General features: G+C 65.5%; 15 protein-coding genes. 11 read left to right on the top strand and 4 right to left on the bottom strand.

Going from position 1 to position 16,555, the window contains the following annotated elements:
• Nucleotides 1-8 precede the first annotated feature (8 nt).
• The 5 genes from NA5_RS28890 (at nucleotide 9) to NA5_RS28875 (ending at nucleotide 4,770) form a co-directional block, all read left to right on the top strand.
• Nucleotides 9-1,742, top strand: a complete 1,734-nt coding sequence (locus NA5_RS28890; protein WP_062991647.1) for an ABC transporter family substrate-binding protein — start codon at nucleotides 9-11, stop codon at nucleotides 1,740-1,742.
• The gene (gene mshB, locus NA5_RS28885) at nucleotides 1,739-2,611 is read left to right on the top strand and encodes an N-acetyl-1-D-myo-inositol-2-amino-2-deoxy-alpha-D-glucopyranoside deacetylase (RefSeq protein WP_062991759.1); all 873 of its coding nucleotides are present in this window, start codon (nucleotides 1,739-1,741) and stop codon (nucleotides 2,609-2,611) included. Before NA5_RS28890 ends, mshB begins: the two co-directional genes overlap by 4 nt.
• A 97-nt stretch (nucleotides 2,612-2,708) precedes the next feature.
• On the top strand, nucleotides 2,709-4,175 hold the full coding sequence (locus tag NA5_RS28880) for an amino acid permease (RefSeq protein ID WP_062991645.1): 1,467 nt from the start codon (nucleotides 2,709-2,711) through the stop codon (nucleotides 4,173-4,175).
• Nucleotides 4,176-4,195: 20 nt separating this feature from the next.
• Entirely contained in the window at nucleotides 4,196-4,354 is a 159-nt protein-coding gene (locus tag NA5_RS41435) for a hypothetical protein (protein WP_169338103.1), read from the top strand.
• Nucleotides 4,351-4,770: a hypothetical protein gene (locus tag NA5_RS28875; RefSeq protein WP_245672445.1), complete on the top strand. Its 420-nt coding sequence runs from the start codon at nucleotides 4,351-4,353 to the stop codon at nucleotides 4,768-4,770. Before NA5_RS41435 ends, NA5_RS28875 begins: the two co-directional genes overlap by 4 nt.
• A 101-nt stretch (nucleotides 4,771-4,871) precedes the next feature.
• Here NA5_RS28875 and NA5_RS28870 read toward each other — a convergent pair whose 3' ends face one another.
• Together NA5_RS28870 and NA5_RS28865 are read right to left on the bottom strand one after the other, a co-directional pair.
• Nucleotides 4,872-6,347 carry a PH domain-containing protein gene (locus NA5_RS28870; protein ID WP_084484503.1) on the bottom strand — a complete coding sequence of 492 codons (1,476 nt, stop codon included), beginning with the start codon at nucleotides 6,345-6,347 and terminating at the stop codon, nucleotides 4,872-4,874.
• Between the two features lie 62 nt (nucleotides 6,348-6,409).
• Nucleotides 6,410-6,907 (bottom strand): PH domain-containing protein, encoded by a 498-nt coding sequence (locus NA5_RS28865; RefSeq protein WP_062991641.1) that lies wholly within the window; start codon nucleotides 6,905-6,907, stop codon nucleotides 6,410-6,412.
• 164 nt (nucleotides 6,908-7,071) lie between these two features.
• On the opposite strand from NA5_RS28865, the gene NA5_RS28860 reads away from it, so the two are divergent.
• The 5 genes from NA5_RS28860 to NA5_RS28840 all read left to right on the top strand — a co-directional run bounded on the left by NA5_RS28860 (nucleotide 7,072) and on the right by NA5_RS28840 (nucleotide 13,871).
• Nucleotides 7,072-9,675 (top strand): bifunctional FO biosynthesis protein CofGH, encoded by a 2,604-nt coding sequence (locus NA5_RS28860; RefSeq protein WP_062991639.1) that lies wholly within the window; start codon nucleotides 7,072-7,074, stop codon nucleotides 9,673-9,675.
• A gap of 111 nt (nucleotides 9,676-9,786) precedes the next feature.
• A complete protein-coding gene (gene fdxA, locus NA5_RS28855; protein ID WP_040695137.1) occupies nucleotides 9,787-10,110 on the top strand; it encodes a ferredoxin in 324 nt (107 codons plus the stop codon).
• A gap of 23 nt (nucleotides 10,111-10,133) precedes the next feature.
• The gene (gene dapC / locus NA5_RS28850; RefSeq protein WP_062991637.1) at nucleotides 10,134-11,237 is read left to right on the top strand and encodes a succinyldiaminopimelate transaminase; all 1,104 of its coding nucleotides are present in this window, start codon (nucleotides 10,134-10,136) and stop codon (nucleotides 11,235-11,237) included.
• Between the two features lie 52 nt (nucleotides 11,238-11,289).
• Nucleotides 11,290-12,927, top strand: a complete 1,638-nt coding sequence (gene pruA / locus NA5_RS28845; protein WP_062991635.1) for an L-glutamate gamma-semialdehyde dehydrogenase — start codon at nucleotides 11,290-11,292, stop codon at nucleotides 12,925-12,927.
• Entirely contained in the window at nucleotides 12,924-13,871 is a 948-nt protein-coding gene (locus tag NA5_RS28840; protein WP_062991632.1) for a proline dehydrogenase family protein, read from the top strand. Before pruA ends, NA5_RS28840 begins: the two co-directional genes overlap by 4 nt.
• Before the next feature lie 23 nt (nucleotides 13,872-13,894).
• Here NA5_RS28840 and NA5_RS28835 read toward each other — a convergent pair whose 3' ends face one another.
• Together NA5_RS28835 and NA5_RS28830 are read right to left on the bottom strand one after the other, a co-directional pair.
• On the bottom strand, nucleotides 13,895-14,764 hold the full coding sequence (locus NA5_RS28835) for an oxygenase MpaB family protein (RefSeq protein WP_084484497.1): 870 nt from the start codon (nucleotides 14,762-14,764) through the stop codon (nucleotides 13,895-13,897).
• Between the two features lie 96 nt (nucleotides 14,765-14,860).
• On the bottom strand, nucleotides 14,861-15,739 hold the full coding sequence (locus NA5_RS28830; RefSeq protein WP_062991630.1) for an oxygenase MpaB family protein: 879 nt from the start codon (nucleotides 15,737-15,739) through the stop codon (nucleotides 14,861-14,863).
• 186 nt (nucleotides 15,740-15,925) lie between these two features.
• Between NA5_RS28830 and NA5_RS28825 the strand changes: the two genes are divergently transcribed.
• Nucleotides 15,926-16,555 carry a TetR/AcrR family transcriptional regulator gene (locus tag NA5_RS28825; RefSeq protein ID WP_062991628.1) on the top strand — a complete coding sequence of 210 codons (630 nt, stop codon included), beginning with the start codon at nucleotides 15,926-15,928 and terminating at the stop codon, nucleotides 16,553-16,555.

The following is a 16,555-nucleotide window of genomic DNA, read 5'->3' as shown; positions in this document are numbered from 1 at the left end:
GACGCGCGATGCTGATCATGATGGCGGCCTGTTCCGTGGTGCTCGCCAGCTGCACCGCGAATCCGCCACCGCCGATCGAGAGCACCGACAGTCCGAAGACGACACCGGCCAAGCCGGGTAAGAACACCGTCGTGGTGGCCATCGATGACATCGGCATCGGGTTCAATCCGCATCTGCGTTCCGATCAGTCACCGGCCACCGCCGCGGTGAGTTCGATGGTGTTGCCGAGCCCGTTCCGGCCGGTACCGAATCCGGCGGTGCCCGGCGCCACCGAATGGGTACCCGATACCGCGCTGGTCGTCTCGGCCGAGGTGACCGCGCAGGAACCGTTCACCATCACCTATACCCTGCGCAACCAGGCGAACTGGTCCGATGGTGCGCCGATCGCGGCGGAGGACTTCCGGTTCCTGTGGCAGCAGATGATCACCCAGCCGGGTGTCGTCGATCCGGCGGGTTATCGGCACATCGCGGATATCAGCTCATCCGGCGGCGGTAAGACCGTCACCGTCACGATGACCGAGGCGTATCCGGCCTGGCGTGAGCTGTTCACGAATCTGCTTCCCTCACATCTGATCAAGGACCAGCCCGGCGGTTTCGCCACCGGTCTGGTCGAGGGAGTTCAGGTCTCGGGCGGCAACTTCCGCATCAAATCGACCGACCGCGGACGCGACGAGATCCTGCTCGAACGCAACGATCGGTACTGGGGTACTCCGGCCGCGCCGGATCAGATTCTGTTGCGCCGCGGCGGAACTCCCGCGCAGCTTGCCGATTCGCTGCGTACCGGAGATGCGCAGATGGCGCTGGTGCATGGCGGTGTCGCGACCCAGGCGCAGTTGGCGGCGATCCCGTCGGTGCGCACCGCGATCATGCCGCAGTCGCGTGAGCTGCAATTCGTAATCAATGGGCGCAGTGGCGATCTCAGCGATCCGCGGGTGCGGCGCGGGGTGACCGCGCTGATCGATCCGACGCTGCTGGCCACCGTCGCCGGGCAGACCGGCGGCTGGGTCGAGCCGGTGCGCGCGCAGATCCTGACACCGTCGGTCCCGGGGTACGCACCGACCGCGCCGCCGCGGCCGTCCGCGGAGGAGGCGTTCGCGCTGCTGGGTGAGGCGGGTTACGGTCGGGCTCCGGAGACGCCGCCGGTGCAGTCGCCGACCTCACCCGCGCCGCAGCCGCGTTCGCTCGCGAAAAACGGTAAGGCACTGGCCATTCGGATCGGCGCGGTGACCGGTGACGCCACCGCGCTCGCCGTCGCCAATACCGCGGCGGACCAATTGCGCAGTGCCGGAATCGATGCCAGCGTGCGCAGTCTCGCGGCCGATATCCTCTACGGCAAGGAACTCACCGAGGGCGGCGTCGACGCCATTGTCGGCTGGGAGGTCGCCGGTTCGGATCCGGCCACCGTGCTCGCATCGCGCTACGGCTGCCCGCCGGTGGATACCGGTGCCAGCAACGGGGATGCGCAGACCGCGGTCGAGGCGGCCAAGAAGGCGCCGAGCAATCTGTCCGGCATCTGTGATCCCGGGCTGCAGCCCTCGATCGACGAATCATTGCGCGGTGTCGAGGTCGGCCGGGCGCTGGCCGATGCCGAGCCGCGACTGTGGGCATTGGCGACGGTGCTGCCGATCGTGCAGGACAATGTGGTCGCCGCATCCGGACCGCGGGTCGACGGTGCGTCGTTGAGCGGTGCCATCCAGGTCGGCATTTTCGGTGATGCGGCGATGTGGCGCAGGATCCCATGACCGGTGGTCTGCTGCTGGTGCACGCCCACCCGGATGACGAGTCCATCACCACCGGGGGCACCATCGCGCACTACCGCCGCCGCGGCGTACCGGTGACGGTGGTGACCTGCACCCTCGGTGAAGAGGGTGAGGTCATCGGAGACGAATGGGCGCTGCTGACCGCCGAGCATGCCGATCAGTTGGGCGGCTACCGGATCGCGGAGCTGACCACGGCGCTGGCGGCGCTGCGGGCCGGACCGCCGCGTTTCCTCGGCGGCGCGGGGCGCTGGCGCGACTCCGGTATGGCGGGCACTCCTGCCGCGGAGCATCCGCGGGCCTTCGTGCATTCCGGTGCCGCCGCGGTGGAGGCACTGACCGAGATCGTGCTCGAACTGCGGCCCGAGGTGGTGATCGGCTACGACCCACGCGGCGGCTACGGGCATCCGGACCACATCCGGGCGCACTGGGTCACCTCGGCGGCGGTGACCGCCGCGGCCGAACAGGGCTGGGACACGCCGAAGTTCTATTGGACGGTCACCGACGCGGACATGTTGCGCCTGCACACCGAGGCGCTGGCCCGGCGGACCGTGCAGGGGTTGCCCGGCGCATTGCCGCGTGGTTGGCGTTTGCCCGCCGCGGGGGAACTCGCGAGCGTGCCGAGTCATACGGTGACGACCACCATCGATGTGTCCGATTCGCTGGCCGCGAAGCGAGCGGCGCTGCGGGCACATGCCACCCAGGTGACGGTCGCGCCGTCGGGGCGTGAGTTCGCGCTGTCCAATAATGTTGCGCAGCCGGTGCTTCCGGAGGAGCACTTCGTGTTGGTTCGTGGTACCCGTGGTCCGGTGGGGGCGGACGGGCGTGAACACGATTTGTTCGCGGGGCTTTAGTTTCCATGCTTTGCCTGAGGGTTGCTGTCGCGGTTGTTTTCGACGGCTAGTACGGTCTTTGTGATTTCGGACATCGATGTGGAGGGCATAGCGGTTCATGACAGCGGTTGGCGACAAAGCTCACCTCAGCATCGAGGATCACGGATACCACAAGAGCCTCAAACCACGTCAGCTGCAGATGATCGCGATGGGCGGCGCGATCGGCACCGGCCTGTTCCTCGGTGCGGGTGGTCGGCTCGCGAGTGCCGGACCAGGGCTGTTTCTGGTCTACGCGGTCTGCGGTGTATTCGTATTCTTCATTCTGCGCGCGCTCGGTGAGCTGGTGCTGCACCGGCCGTCATCCGGTTCGTTCGTCTCCTATGCCCGCGAATTCTTCGGTGAGAAGGCCGCGTTCATTGCCGGATGGATGTACTTCCTGAACTGGTCGATGACCGGAATCGCCGACACCACCGCGATTGCCCAATATTTTCACTACTGGGCCGGATTCACGCATATTCCGCAGTGGGTGCTCGCGCTTATCGCACTGGTGCTCGTGCTCGGGGTCAATCTGGTCTCGGTCAAGTGGTTCGGGGAGATGGAATTCTGGGCCGCGCTGGTCAAGGTTGCCGCGCTGAGTGCGTTCCTGATCATCGGCACGGTATTCCTGATCGGCCGATTCACCGTCAAGGGTGCGGCGACCGGACCGAGCATCGTCACCGACCACGGCGGGCTGTTCCCGACCGGGATACTGCCGCTGGTCGTGGTCACTTCGGGTGTCGTATTCGCTTATGCCGCCGTCGAATTGGTCGGCACCGCGGCGGGGGAGACGGAGAATCCGGCGAAGATCATGCCGCGCGCGATCAATTCGGTGATCTTGCGGATCGCGGTTTTCTACGTCGGTTCGCTCGTGCTGCTGGGACTGCTGCTGCCCTACACCAGCTACAAGTCCGGCGAGAGCCCGTTCGTCACCTTCTTCACCATGCTCGGGGTACCCGGCATCGGCAGCATCATGAACGTCGTCGTGCTGACGGCCGCATTCTCCAGTCTGAACGCGGGCCTGTACTCCACCGGCCGAATTCTGCGTTCGATGTCGATGAACGGCAGCGCGCCCGAGTTCACCGGGGTAATGGGCAGCAACGGTGTGCCCTACGGCGGCATCATGCTGACCAGCCTGATCGCGCTCTGCGGTATCGCGCTCAATGGCATTGTGCCCGAGCGCGCCTTCGAGATCGTGCTGAATATGGCCTCGCTCGGCATCATCGCGTCCTGGGCCACCATCGTCCTGTGCCAACTGCAGCTGTGGCGCTGGTGGAAACAGGGCAAACTCCAGCGGCCGCAGTTCCGGATGTGGGGTGCGCCGTGGACCGGCCTGCTCACATTGGTATTCCTGTTTTTCGTGGTGGTGCTCACCGGCGTCGACTATCCGGTCGGCACCTGGACCGTCGCCTCGCTCGTGGTGCTCATTCCGGCGCTGATCATCGGCTGGTTCGCCGCTCGCAGGCGGGTCCTCGCGATCGCCAGGATGCGTCAGGGCTACACCGGAGAATTCCCGGTCGTCGCAAACATCCCCATTGAAGGTGACTGATTTCGGCTTAGACTCCGAGCATGTACAACTGGGATCTGCAGAACGCCATCGCTGCCTTCGTGGACAGCCTGCGCCCTGGGGCGCAGCAACAGCACGACCTCTACATGTCGGTGCTGTACGCGTTCGTCGATATGCAGAGCCATCTGCTCACCCTCCTCGGTTTCCCACCGGTCGCGTGAGGGTCACTTTCGACAAGGCACCGAACCGCACCTCCGGCGCCCATGAGACCCTGCCGCTGGGCCCGGTGATCATCGCCGTCCTGATTCTGGACGGCCTGATCACCCTCGCCCTGGAGGTCCTCTACCTTCCCACCTACATCAACACTGTGGCCTTCCCCGTGTCCGCGGTGCTGGCTGGTGTAATCAATGTGCTCCTGGTGATGGGAGTTCGCTCGATAACCCACCGCGTCAGCGCGATGATGCTTCCTATCGCCGCCTGGACCCTCGGATTCCTGACCTGCTCGGTAACCGGCCCCGGTGGCGACATCATGCTGAGCAGCGACTGGCGCACCCTGCTGCTTCTTTTCTGCGGATTGGTCCCGCCGCTGCTCTATATCTACATCCAAAGCAACGCAGGCCGCGCGCCGCATATCTAATGGGTACCTCGCACAAGCAATAGCCTTTGCGAGGTACTCATTGGGTGTGCGTGAACTCGATCGGGGTCCGGCCGGGGACTGGCGCGCGCTCCTGGGGGCTGTCAGCGGCGGCCGGTTCGGCCGGGGGTGGCTGCTTCGATGAGGGTCCAGGCCTGGTCGAGTGGTATGTCCACGACGAGGTAGCGCTTCTTACCGGCTGCGGTTGCGGCGACGACGGTGGCGATGTTGGAGCGGCGCTGCCAAAAGGATTGGCGGACAGTCCAACCGATAATGCCGGGGGCCTCGAGACAGTCGCGGTCGCGGTCGAGCGAGCCGGAGCGGGTGATGAGCCAGGCCGGGCTGCTGTCGGTGGCGGGCAGGACGGCGTGGCCCAGTCCGCGGTACCGGTCGGCGGCCAGTGCGGCGGCGATCAGGGCCGTGAGTGTGGGCAGCAGCCACCACCAGGGTGAAAACTCCGCTCCGGCAAGGGAATTCATCAGCATCAGGAGCGCCAGGATTGCGATCGGACCGAGCGCTCGGGTGTACCGACGGCGGCGCGCGATCGGGCCGTGCTGGACCAGCGGTGCCGTGCTCACCCTCGCCTCATCGGGATGCCTGGCGCCCGGCGGTGCGAGCAATTCCGCGAGGGTGCGTTCGATCGCGGCGCGCGGCGCCTGGGGCAGGATCTTCTGACGCGGGCTCTGACCGGTCATGATGGCTTCGAGTTCAGCGGCACCGGCCATGCGCAGCAGCAGCGGCTCGTTGACGGTCGCGCCGCGGAAGCGAGCCAGATCGAGGGTGATCTGTCTGGTCGTGAACAGTCCGTGGCGCAGGTGCAGCGTGCGGTCGTTATGGAGCACCCGTAGCCCGAAATACGTTGTCAGATAACGCGCACAGGCCGCCAGGCTGACAATCACCACGATCGCGACGACCAGCAGTGCGATGGCGACAGCGATGCGGACCGCGCTACCGTCCTCGATATTGTGCACCGCGTCCGAACTGAACACGATCTGGTCGAACCCGTACTGAAATGCCAAACCGACAATGGGCGCGATGATCGCGAAACCGGTCAGCGACAACGGCGCGTAACGCACCCAACTCGCCTGCCAATGACCGATCTCCCGGGTGTTTCCGGACACCGGCAGGTCTTTCCGCAGGGTCGGAACCTGTTGTCCGGCAGGAGATTCCGGTGAAGCAGCGGTATGCGCGAGCAACGCCGACCGCAACTGCGGCACCACAACCGCATCCAACGCGTCGAGCTTGAACTTCTCACCCGAATCCGCGTGCTGCCCGGTCCCTATCGCCAACACCGCGAGCCCGAGTATCCGATGCAGCAGGTCGGCCTCGATATCGACCGACCGGATCCGTGACCGCGGTACCGACAGTTTCTTGCGCTGAATCAGCCCGGTCCGCAACTCGACATGAGTCGACCCGACCCGATAGGTGGTGGTGAACCAGCGGGTCACCGCGAAGCCGACGATCGCCGCCAATGCGATGAGCCCCCAGAGCGGGTTGCCGGTATTGGTGCCGAGGATCACCGACCCGATCAGCACCGGGATGAACTTCACGACCTCGTTGACTGGGTGTACCAACAACATTCGCTTATCCAGTCGCAACCACGGCGGCTCGATCTCGGTCTCGGTCTCGGTTGGATACGAACTCACGTCGCATCCCCGCGGTGCAGTGCGGCGATCTCGGTCAACCGCGTGACGGTCTGTTCGGCGACCGGCAGATCGAGTTCGGAGATCCGCACCGCACCGGCCGAGGACGCCGTCGTGACGGTCACCGTCGCCAGTCCGAGCAATCGCTCCAGTGGTCCGCGCTCGGTATCGACGGTCTGCACGCGGGAGATGGGCGCCACCCGGCTCTCCACCGTCAACCAGCCGACCCGGGTGTATACCGCGTCATCGGTGACCTCCCACCGATGCACCGCATACCGCCACAGCGGCATCACCCCGATGCTCACCGCCGCGAGCGAGATGGCTACCGCGAACACCAGCAGTTGGGCACCACGATGCTTTGCGTCGACCAGCGTCCAGACGATCAGCGCCACGACCGGAATCAGCCACCCCATCGCGGCCTGAATCGTCCACAACAGCTTGGCCTTGGTGCTCGGGCGCCAGGCCGGATCGGCCATGATCGTGCGCGGCTGCGACATGCCTGCCATGGTTGCACGTCCCGGCGTGGCCGTCTCTGTCCTCCGCCCCAACCCGCCTACCTGCGCGGGAATAATTCGCCACGGCCCTGCGGAATACTGCGTGAAACGCCACAGTTATCACCCCTCACAGGCACTGGAGGGAGACAGCCCAGGATGTGTAGCGCATGATCGAGGGCGTGACCGAGCTAGCGACCCCGAGCGTCCCGCCCGCACCGCCAACGCCGTCGGCAATGCGCCGCGCGCTGCGGCGGGCCCGCGACGGTGTGACACTCAATGTGGATGAGGCGGCAGTACTGCTGCACGCACGCGGTGACGACCTCGTCGACCTGTGTCGCAGCGCCGCCCGGGTGCGCGATGCCGGACTGGAATCGGCGGGTCGGCCGAAGACCATCAGCTATTCGCGCAATGTCTTCATCCCGCTGACCAAACTCTGCCGGGACAAATGCCACTACTGCACCTTCGTCACGGTGCCGGGCAAGTTGCGCGCCGAGGGCAAGGGCATGTTCCTCGAGCCCGACGAGGTGCTGGAGATCGCGCGTCGCGGCGCCGAACTCGGTTGCAAGGAGGCCCTGTTCACCCTCGGTGACCGGCCCGAGGACCGTTGGCCGGAGGCCGCGCAGTGGCTCGACGAACGCGGTTACGATTCCACGCTGGACTACCTGCGCGCCGTCTCGATCATGGTGCTCGAGGAGACCGGTCTGCTACCGCATCTGAATCCGGGTGTCATGAGCTGGGCGGAGATCTCGCGGCTCAAGCCGGTGGCGCAGTCCATGGGCATGATGCTCGAGACCACCGCCACCCGGCTGTTCACCGAAAAGGGCAACTGCCACTACGGAAGTCCGGATAAGGATCCGGCGGTGCGGCTGCGCGCCATTACCGACGCCGGTCGGCTTTCGGTGCCCTACACCACCGGCATTCTGGTCGGCATCGGCGAAACGCTGACCGAGCGCGCCGAGTCGATCATGGCGATTCGCAAGCAGCACAAGGCATTCGGCCATATCCAAGAAGTGATCATCCAGAACTTCCGCGCCAAGGACGACACCGCCATGCGCGATGTTCCCGACGCCGGTATAGAGGAGTTCCGGGCCACCATCGCGGTCACTCGACTGCTGCTCGGCCCCGACGTTCCGGTGCAGGCGCCGCCGAATCTGGTGTCGCACGAGGAGTGCCAGGCACTGATCGATGCGGGTATCGATGACTGGGGCGGCGTCTCGCCGGTCACGCCCGACCACGTGAATCCGGAGCGGCCCTGGCCGAACCTCGATACGCTGCGCGAAATCACCGAGGCCGCGGGGTACCAACTCGTCGAACGCACCTCGGCGCACCCGAAATATGTGCGTGCGGGCAACCCATGGGTCGATCCGCGCATCGGCGCACACGTCGCCGCGCTCACCGATCCGAAAACCGGTCTGGCGAATCCGGATGCGATTCCGGTCGGCCTGCCCTGGCAGGAACCGGACGAGTCGTGGGAGTCCGCGGGCCGCATCGACCTCAATACCTCGATCGACACCGAGGGCCGAAACACCGAGAGCCGCAGCGATTCCGCGCTCGGACAGGATGTCGTTGGTGCCTTCGGCGACTGGGACACCATTCGCGAACAGGCCCGTGACCTCGCCGTCGCGGCGCCCGAGCGCCTCGATTCCGATGTGCTCGCCGCGTTGCGTGCCGCTGAAAACGATCCTGCCGGGCTCACCGACGCCGAATACCTCGCGCTGGCAACGGCCGACGGTCCGGCACTGGATGCGGTGGCCGCACTCGCCGACCAACTGCGCCGCGACGTCAACGGCGACGATGTCACCTATGTGGTGAACCGGAATATCAACTTCACCAATATCTGCTACACCGGCTGCCGCTTCTGCGCATTCGCCCAGCGCAAGGGCGATGCCGATGCCTTCACCCTGAGCATGGACGAGGTCGCCGGCCGCGCCTGGGAGGCGCACGTCGACGGCGCGACCGAAATCTGCATGCAGGGCGGTATCGATCCGGATCTCCCGGTCACCGGCTACGCCGATCTGGTGCGCGCGATCAAACAGCGGGTGCCGTCGATGCATGTGCACGCGTTCAGCCCGATGGAGATCGTCAACGGCGCTTCGCGTGGCGGCCAGAGCATCCGCGACTGGCTGGTCGCGCTGCAGGAAGCCGGGCTGGACACGATCCCCGGTACGGCCGCGGAAATCCTCGACGACGAGGTGCGCTGGGTGCTCACCAAGGGCAAACTGCCCACCTCCGCCTGGGTCGAGGTGATCACCACCGCACATCAGGTTGGCGTGCGTTCCAGTTCCACGATGATGTACGGCCACGTCGACAATCCGAAGCACTGGGTCGGACATCTGCGGGTGCTGCGCGGAATCCAGGACGAGACAGGCGGTTTCACCGAATTCGTGCTGTTGCCGTTCGTGCACCAGAGCGCACCGCTGTACCTGGCCGGTGCCGCGCGACCGGGCCCGACGATCCGGGACAACCGCGCGGCGCACGCTCTCGCGCGGATCATGTTGCACGGCCGCATCGATAACATCCAAACCAGCTGGGTGAAACTCGGCACAGCGGGCACCCGCATGATGCTCAACGGCGGCGCCAACGATCTGGGAGGTACCTTGATGGAGGAGACCATCTCCCGCATGGCCGGATCGCAACACGGTTCCGCCAAGACCGTCGCGGAACTCGCCGAGATCGCCGAGGGCATCGGCCGTCCGGTGCGCGAACGCACCACCACCTACGGGGTGCCACCACGGAAGATCTCCGCGGCGCTGCCACTGACGGTGAGTTAGTCGATATCGGACGAAGTTAGTTAGGGCAGGCTGACCGGGAGTAACCTGGGTTGCCGGGATAGTGTGACGCCGGGCGGAGTATCCCCGTGAGGACAGACTAGGAGAGCGGCAGTGCCGTACATCATCGCTGAACCGTGCGTTGACGTGAAGGACAAGGCATGCATCGAAGAGTGCCCCGTGGACTGCATCTACGAGGGTGGTCGCATGCTGTACATCCATCCCGACGAGTGCGTGGACTGTGGTGCATGTGAGCCGGTGTGCCCGGTGGAGGCGATCTTCTACGAAGACGACACCCCGGACCAGTGGAGTGGATACGTGAACGCCAATGTCGACTTCTTCGACGAGCTGGGCTCGCCCGGCGGTGCGACGAAGGTCGGCAAGGTGGACTACGACCCGCCGTTCATCAAAGAGCTGCCGCCGATGGCGACCGAATAAGTAATAGGTACTGAGTGAGTTCTGTGTCACCGCGTCGCCGGGTCAGCGCTCTGCTGCCCGATTTTCCCTGGGACACCATTGCGGCGGTGAAGGCCACGGCCGCCGCGCATCCGGACGGGATCGTCGACCTTTCGGTCGGCACCCCGGTCGATCCGGTGGACCCGCTGATCCGGGCGGCATTGAGTTCGGTCGCCGAGGTGCCGGGTTATCCGACCACGCACGGCACGCCCGAACTGCGAGTCGCGGCGGTCGACGCACTCGAGCGGCGCTACGGGATCACCGGACTCGACCCGGCCGCGGTGTTGCCGGTGATCGGCACCAAGGAACTCATCGCCGGGCTGCCGCGGCTGCTCGGCCTCGGTGCGGATGATCTGGTCGTCATCCCGGAGGTCGCCTACCCGACCTATGAGGTGGGTGCGCTGCTGGCCGGTAGCAAGGTGGCGCGAGCGGACGGGCTGACTCAGTTGGGTCCGCAATCGCCTGCCCTTATCTATGTGAACTCCCCGTCGAACCCGACGGGGAAGGTGCTCGGTGTCGAGCACCTGCGCAAGGTGGTGCAGTTCGCGCGTGAGCGCGGCGCGATCGTGGCCTCCGACGAGTGCTACCTCGGTCTGGCCTGGGAGGGGCGAGCCGTCTCCATCCTCGATCCCGAGGTATGCGACGGCGACCACACCGGCCTGCTCGCCGTGCATTCGCTGTCGAAGACCTCCAATCTGGCCAGCTACCGCGCCGGTTTCGTGGCGGGCGATGCCGAACTCGTCGCCGAACTGCTCGAGGTGCGCAAGCACTCCGGCATGATGGTGCCGTTCCCGATCCAGGCGGCCATGACCGCCGCTCTCGGTGACGACGCGCACGAGCAAGTGCAACGTGAGCGCTACCGTGCGCGTCGCGAGGTGCTGCGAAAGGCCTTGCAGGACGCCGGTTTCCGCATCGATCACTCCGAGGCGGGCCTGTATCTGTGGTCCACCAGGGGCGAGCCGTGCCGCACCACCCTGGACTGGCTGGCCGAGCGCGGCATCCTCGCCGCGCCGGGCGACTTCTACGGACCGGGCGCGGGGCAGTACGTGCGCATCGCGCTGACCGCCTCCGACGAACGCATCGAGGCCGCGGCGAAACGCCTGAGCTGACACGTCCCGAGGTCGTGCCCGATCACCCGGTAACGGCGTTAGCCTTGGGGGTATGGACGCTGTCACGGTAGTCCCTATCCCCAGCAACGAGCCGGTGCATTCCTACGCGCCGGGCAGCCCTGAGCGGGAACTGCTGATCACCGAGCTCGCCGAGATCGCCGCCGAATCCGTCGACGTTCCGCTGGTCATCGGTGGCAAACACCGGCCGGGCATCGGGGCTCGGCACGATATCGTCGCCCCGCACCGACATCGGCATGTGCTCGGCACCTACACCGACACCACGCATTCGGAAGCCCATGGCGCCATCGAGGCCGCGATCGCGGCGGCGCCCGGCTGGCGCAACACGTCCTTCGACGAGCGGGCCGCCGTCTTCCTGCGCGCGGCGGATCTGTTGGCCGGGCGGTGGCGGGAAACGGTCGCCGCCGCGACCATGCTCGGTCAATCCAAGACGGTCCAGCAGGCCGAAATCGATGCGCCGTGCGAATTGGTCGACTTCTGGCGGTTCAATGTGGCCTTCGCGCACCAGATTCTGCAGCAGCAGCCGCAGTCCAGCGCCGGAGTGTGGAACCAGATGGACTACCGCCCGCTGGAGGGGTTCGTCTACGCGATCACACCGTTCAACTTCACCGCCATCGCGGGCAATCTGCCGACCGCGCCCGCGTTGATGGGCAACACCGTGGTGTGGAAGCCCGCACCGACGCAGACGCTCGCCGCCTTCTACACGATGCGGCTGCTGGAGGCGGCCGGATTGCCGCCGGGCGTGATCAATATGGTGACCGGCGACGGTGTCGAACTATCGGAGGTCGCACTCGTCGATCCACGGCTGGCCGGTATTCATTTCACCGGTTCCACCAAGACATTTCAGTCCCTGTGGTCTCAGGTCGGCGCGAATATCGGCCGCTACCGAGGCTATCCACGCTTGGTCGGCGAGACCGGCGGTAAGGACTTCATCGTCGCGCACCCGTCCGCCGATCCGGATGCGTTGCGTACCGCGCTGATTCGTGGTGCCTACGAATATCAGGGCCAGAAATGTTCGGCGGCTTCGCGCGCCTATATCGCACGCTCGGTTTGGCGCACGATCGGTGACGACTTCCTACAGCTGACCCGCGAACTCAGCTACGGCGATGTCGCCGATCTGACGAATTTCGGTGGGGCACTGATCGATCGGCGCGCCTACGACAAGAATGTGGCCGCCATCGAACGCGCCAGGTCGGCGGGCATCGCCATTCCGGCGGGCGGGCGATACGACGACAGCGAGGGCTGGTTCGTCCGGCCCACGGTGCTGGTGGTGGACGATCCGCGCGACGATGCCTTCACCACCGAGTATTTCGGTCCGATTCTCGCGGTGCACGTCTATGACGATGCCGAACCCGGCTCCTACGCGGCGATATTGGCCGAGGTGGAGTCGGCGGCACCCTACGCATTGACCGGTGCGATCTTCGCCCAGGACCGAAAGGCCGTCGAGCAGGCCTCGGCGGCACTGCGGTTCGCCGCGGGCAATTTCTATATCAATGACAAGCCGACCGGCGCTGTCGTCGGTCAGCAGCCCTTCGGCGGTGCGCGCGCCTCGGGCACCGATGACAAGGCGGGCTCGCCGCTGAATCTGCTGCGCTGGGTCGCGCCGCGCACGATCAAGGAGACCTTCGTGCCGCCGGATGATCACCGGTATCCGCACATGGGGCCGGAATGAATCCACTGCGGCCGGTCATCCTCGCGGCCTCCGCCTCACCGCGGATGAAGCGCATCCTCACCGGGACGCCGGTCACCGCGGAGATCGTGCGGCGCTTCGTGGCCGGTGAGGGCCGCGACGAGTTGGTTCCGGCGGTGCGGGAGCTGCTCGCGAGTCGTCGGCTGATCAGTGTCGACTTCCTCGGGGAGAACACCACCGACCGGGCCCAGGCCGATGCCACGGTCGCCGAATACCTCTCGCTGATCAACGATCTGGCGGCATTGAACGGCTTCCGAGATGCCGCGGCGCGCACCGAGGTGTCGGTGAAACTGTCCGCTCTCGGGCAGGCCCTGCCCGCGGACGGCCCGGCCATCGCCACCGAGAACCTGCGCATTCTGTGCACCAAGGCGGTCGAGGCCGGTGTGTGGGTCACCGTCGACGCGGAGGGGCACACCACCACCGAGGCCACGCTGGCCACGGTCCGTGCGTTGCGCGCCGAATTCCCTTGGCTCGGCGCGGTATTGCAGGCCTATCTGCATCGCACCGAGGCGGACTGTCGCGCGCTGTCCGGTCCCGGATCCCGAATCCGCTTGTGCAAGGGCGCATATCGGGAACCGCATACCGTCGCCTATCAGCGCTCCGCCGAGGTAACCGATTCCTACCTGCGCTGTCTGGAGATCCTGATGCGCGGTGACGGCTACCCGATGGTGGCGACCCACGACCCGGCGCTCATCCGCGCCGCCGAACAGCTGGCCGTCGAAACCGGCCGTGGCCCAGAACGATTCGAGCATCAGATGCTCTACGGCATCCGTGATCCCGAGCAATTGCGGCTGGCCGCCGCGGGCAATGCGATGCGGGTCTATGTGCCGTATGGCAGCCAGTGGTACGGCTACCTGACCCGTCGCCTCGCCGAACGTCCGGCCAACCTGACGTTCTTCCTACGCGCGCTAGTGAGCAAGTCTTAGACGAGGGCGCTGGTCAGCAAGTCCTAGACGAGCGGCTTGCCGAGACGATGCCGCCTGCGCATATCCCACAGGCACAGGTTCATCGGAAAGAGCCTGGCGGGCTTGGGAAGTATGCGGTGTACCGCGCCGATCGCACGCAGCAATCGGTTCGCCACGCGCTCCTCACGTTCGCTCCAATCCATATGCATTTCCGCGCGCAGGTGCGGCGGCAGCAGACTGGTCACCAGGAACCGCTGCAGCGGACCGAGTATGCGCAGCGGCCAGGCGACCATCTTCAGATCGATGAGATCGTTGAAGTACGCGCGGGTGCGGGCATCGACGGTCTTGGTGGCGAGAGTGGTATTCCAGTACTCCTGGAAGGCCTTACGGTCGCGGGGCCACATTTCCGGTCGCATCTGCAAGGTGGTGCCGAGCCGAGCGGCGTACTGGTAGAGCACATCCGCGGTGTCCTCGTCCATCGGCCCGTGCAGCCGCTCCTCCAGATCGACCAGGCCCCAATACAAACAGGCGGCGACCCACAGTTGCAGCTTCGGGTCGAAGGCGTTGTATTTGACCGCGGCGCCCGGCTTGGAATGCACCGCCTGATGTGAGCCGTTGACGGCCTCGCGATAGTTGGCCCGATCCTCTTCGGTGCCCATCAGCGCCACCGCGAGATAGGTCAGTGTGGTGCGCGTGCGCTTCCACGGGTGCACGTCGATGCGGCCGGATTCGACCGTGCTCTCCATGACGCCGTAGGCGACCGGCCGCAGGCTGAGTTGCATGATGACATTGGCCGTCCCGCCGAGGAAGGCCGCGACACCGCTCCAGAATTCGTCCATCGCGAAGTTGTCGACGGTGCCGTAGCGGCAGGTCGGTCCGGGATCGGGCGGCTCAACAGGTAGCGGCAAGGTCATCGTTGGCCTCGTCTTTCAGGGGTTGGCAATCGAAAGGCGATGAGAAGAATTGGTATTTACCTTCTCATCACCTCTGAAGCGTGTCAAACGGTCCCCTTATACGAGCGGTTTACCCTGTCGGATGCGTCGGCGAACGTCGAACATAAAGGCGTTCAACGGGAACATTCGCAGCGGCTTCGGCAATCGGGTGTGCACCGCCGAAATCATTCGCAGCAGCCGATCGAAGCGTTGCTGATCGCGCTGGGACCAGGTCATTCGCATCTCATTGCGCAAATGCTCCGGCAGCAGGCCGGTTACCACGAAGCGCTGGAGCCGGGCGAAGACGAATCGAATGGGACGCGGCATCATCTTCAGATCGATGAGGCCGTCGAAGTAGTCGCGAAGGGCGGGTTCGATACCGCGCTTCGGCAGATTCTCGTCCCAATACCGTTGGAACTCGGCACGATTGGCGGGCCACATCTCCGGCCGCATCTGCAAGGTGGTGCCGAGTCGAGCGCAATAGCGGTAAAAGTCCTCGGCCATATCGGGATTCATCGGGCCGTGCATGCGGGTGTACAGGTCGTCGATGCCCCAGTAGAGGCAGGCGGCCACCCAGAGTTGCAGTGTGGGATCGAAGGCGTTGTATTTCACCGGGCTCGCCGCGGTCGAGCGGACCGGTCGATGTGACTTGTTCACCGCGTCCCGATACAGCGCGCGCTCTTCATCGGAGCCCATCAGCGCGACCGCGAGATAGCTCAGGGTGGTGCGCAGTCGTTTGATCGGGTGCAGCGTGACCTTGCCGCTGTCCACGGTGCTCTCCAGCACGCCGCGCCCAACGGGACGCAGGCTCAGCTGCATGATCACATTGGCGGTGCCGCCGAGGAAGGCCGCGATTCCATCGATGTACTCCTCGACGGTCTCCGGGGTGATGGAGTCGACGGCGGTGGGGCCGACGTGATCGGGAAGGTAATCGGCACTGCGGAGTGGTTCGGTCATCGTTGACCTCGCCTTTCTGTGGCCGTTCTGGACGCGAACGGCTGGTGAGAAGGTTCTATATAAACCTTCTCATTGCCTCGCAGTGCTGTCAATCGCGCTTTCGGGACGTTCGTGGGCGGTGCGCGCTGATGGCATGCGATGCTAGCGGTGTCATCGTGTCATCGGAGCGGAATAGGGGTGGATGTTATGGCGACGCTGACCAGACTGCTGGCACTGGTGCGCAGCACCGGTCCGGAAGACCGCAACCAGACGCGCGTATTGGACGCCGCACTGCTGGCGTTCCTGGACTTCGGTATCAAGCGAACCAGCATGGTGGAGGTCGCGCGGCGGGGTGGGCTGTCGCTGGCCACGCTCTATCGGCGCTTCGCGAGCAAATCCGATCTGATCCAGGCCGTAGCCATGCGGCAGGCGCGGCAATTCGTCGAGGAGGTGGATGCGGCGCAGCAGCGGGAGGTCGATCGCGATGCCGGTGCCGAGGAACAGATCGTGGAGCTGTTCGTCGCGTTCCTGAACGGACTGCGCGGCAATAAGCTGCTCGAGCGATTGTTGAAAACCGAGCCGGAGATCGTGCTGCCATATCTCACGGTCAAGGGTGCGCCGGTGCTCGAACTCGGGCGCGACTATCTGGCCGAATTCATTACCCGGTTGCAGGGGGAGGGCAAGTTGCCCGAATACGATCCGGAACCGGTCGCCGAGATGATCGCGCGCACGGCGCTGTCCTTGGCGCTGACTCCGCAGACGGTCCTTCCGCTCGACGACGACGCCGCCATCCGCAAGTTCGCGCGCGAGCATGTGGTCGTCTCATTCCGGCTGTAG

The organism is Nocardia anaemiae NBRC 100462 (assembly GCF_001612725.1).
GTDB lineage: Bacteria > Actinomycetota > Actinomycetes > Mycobacteriales > Mycobacteriaceae > Nocardia > Nocardia anaemiae.
The sequence above is the reverse complement of the archived record's forward strand: the minus strand, read 5'-3'. Positions and strand labels throughout refer to the sequence as shown.

What these genes read in the sequence shown, in the direction of transcription:
- NA5_RS28830 (WP_062991630.1), bottom strand. Translation starts at nt 15,739, where the DNA reads ATGACCGAACCACTCCGCAGTGCCGATTACCTTCCCGATCACGTCGGC.
- NA5_RS28840 (WP_062991632.1), top strand. Translation starts at nt 12,924, where the DNA reads ATGAATCCACTGCGGCCGGTCATCCTCGCGGCCTCCGCCTCACCGCGG.
- mshB (WP_062991759.1), top strand. Translation starts at nt 1,739, where the DNA reads ATGACCGGTGGTCTGCTGCTGGTGCACGCCCACCCGGATGACGAGTCC.
- NA5_RS28870 (WP_084484503.1), bottom strand. Translation starts at nt 6,347, where the DNA reads ATGTTGTTGGTACACCCAGTCAACGAGGTCGTGAAGTTCATCCCGGTG.
- NA5_RS28880 (WP_062991645.1), top strand. Translation starts at nt 2,709, where the DNA reads ATGACAGCGGTTGGCGACAAAGCTCACCTCAGCATCGAGGATCACGGA.
- pruA (WP_062991635.1), top strand. Translation starts at nt 11,290, where the DNA reads ATGGACGCTGTCACGGTAGTCCCTATCCCCAGCAACGAGCCGGTGCAT.
- NA5_RS28825 (WP_062991628.1), top strand. Translation starts at nt 15,926, where the DNA reads ATGGCGACGCTGACCAGACTGCTGGCACTGGTGCGCAGCACCGGTCCG.
- NA5_RS28890 (WP_062991647.1), top strand. Translation starts at nt 9, where the DNA reads ATGCTGATCATGATGGCGGCCTGTTCCGTGGTGCTCGCCAGCTGCACC.
- NA5_RS28860 (WP_062991639.1), top strand. Translation starts at nt 7,072, where the DNA reads ATGATCGAGGGCGTGACCGAGCTAGCGACCCCGAGCGTCCCGCCCGCA.
- NA5_RS41435 (WP_169338103.1), top strand. Translation starts at nt 4,196, where the DNA reads ATGTACAACTGGGATCTGCAGAACGCCATCGCTGCCTTCGTGGACAGC.
- NA5_RS28865 (WP_062991641.1), bottom strand. Translation starts at nt 6,907, where the DNA reads ATGTCGCAGCCGCGCACGATCATGGCCGATCCGGCCTGGCGCCCGAGC.
- NA5_RS28835 (WP_084484497.1), bottom strand. Translation starts at nt 14,764, where the DNA reads ATGACCTTGCCGCTACCTGTTGAGCCGCCCGATCCCGGACCGACCTGC.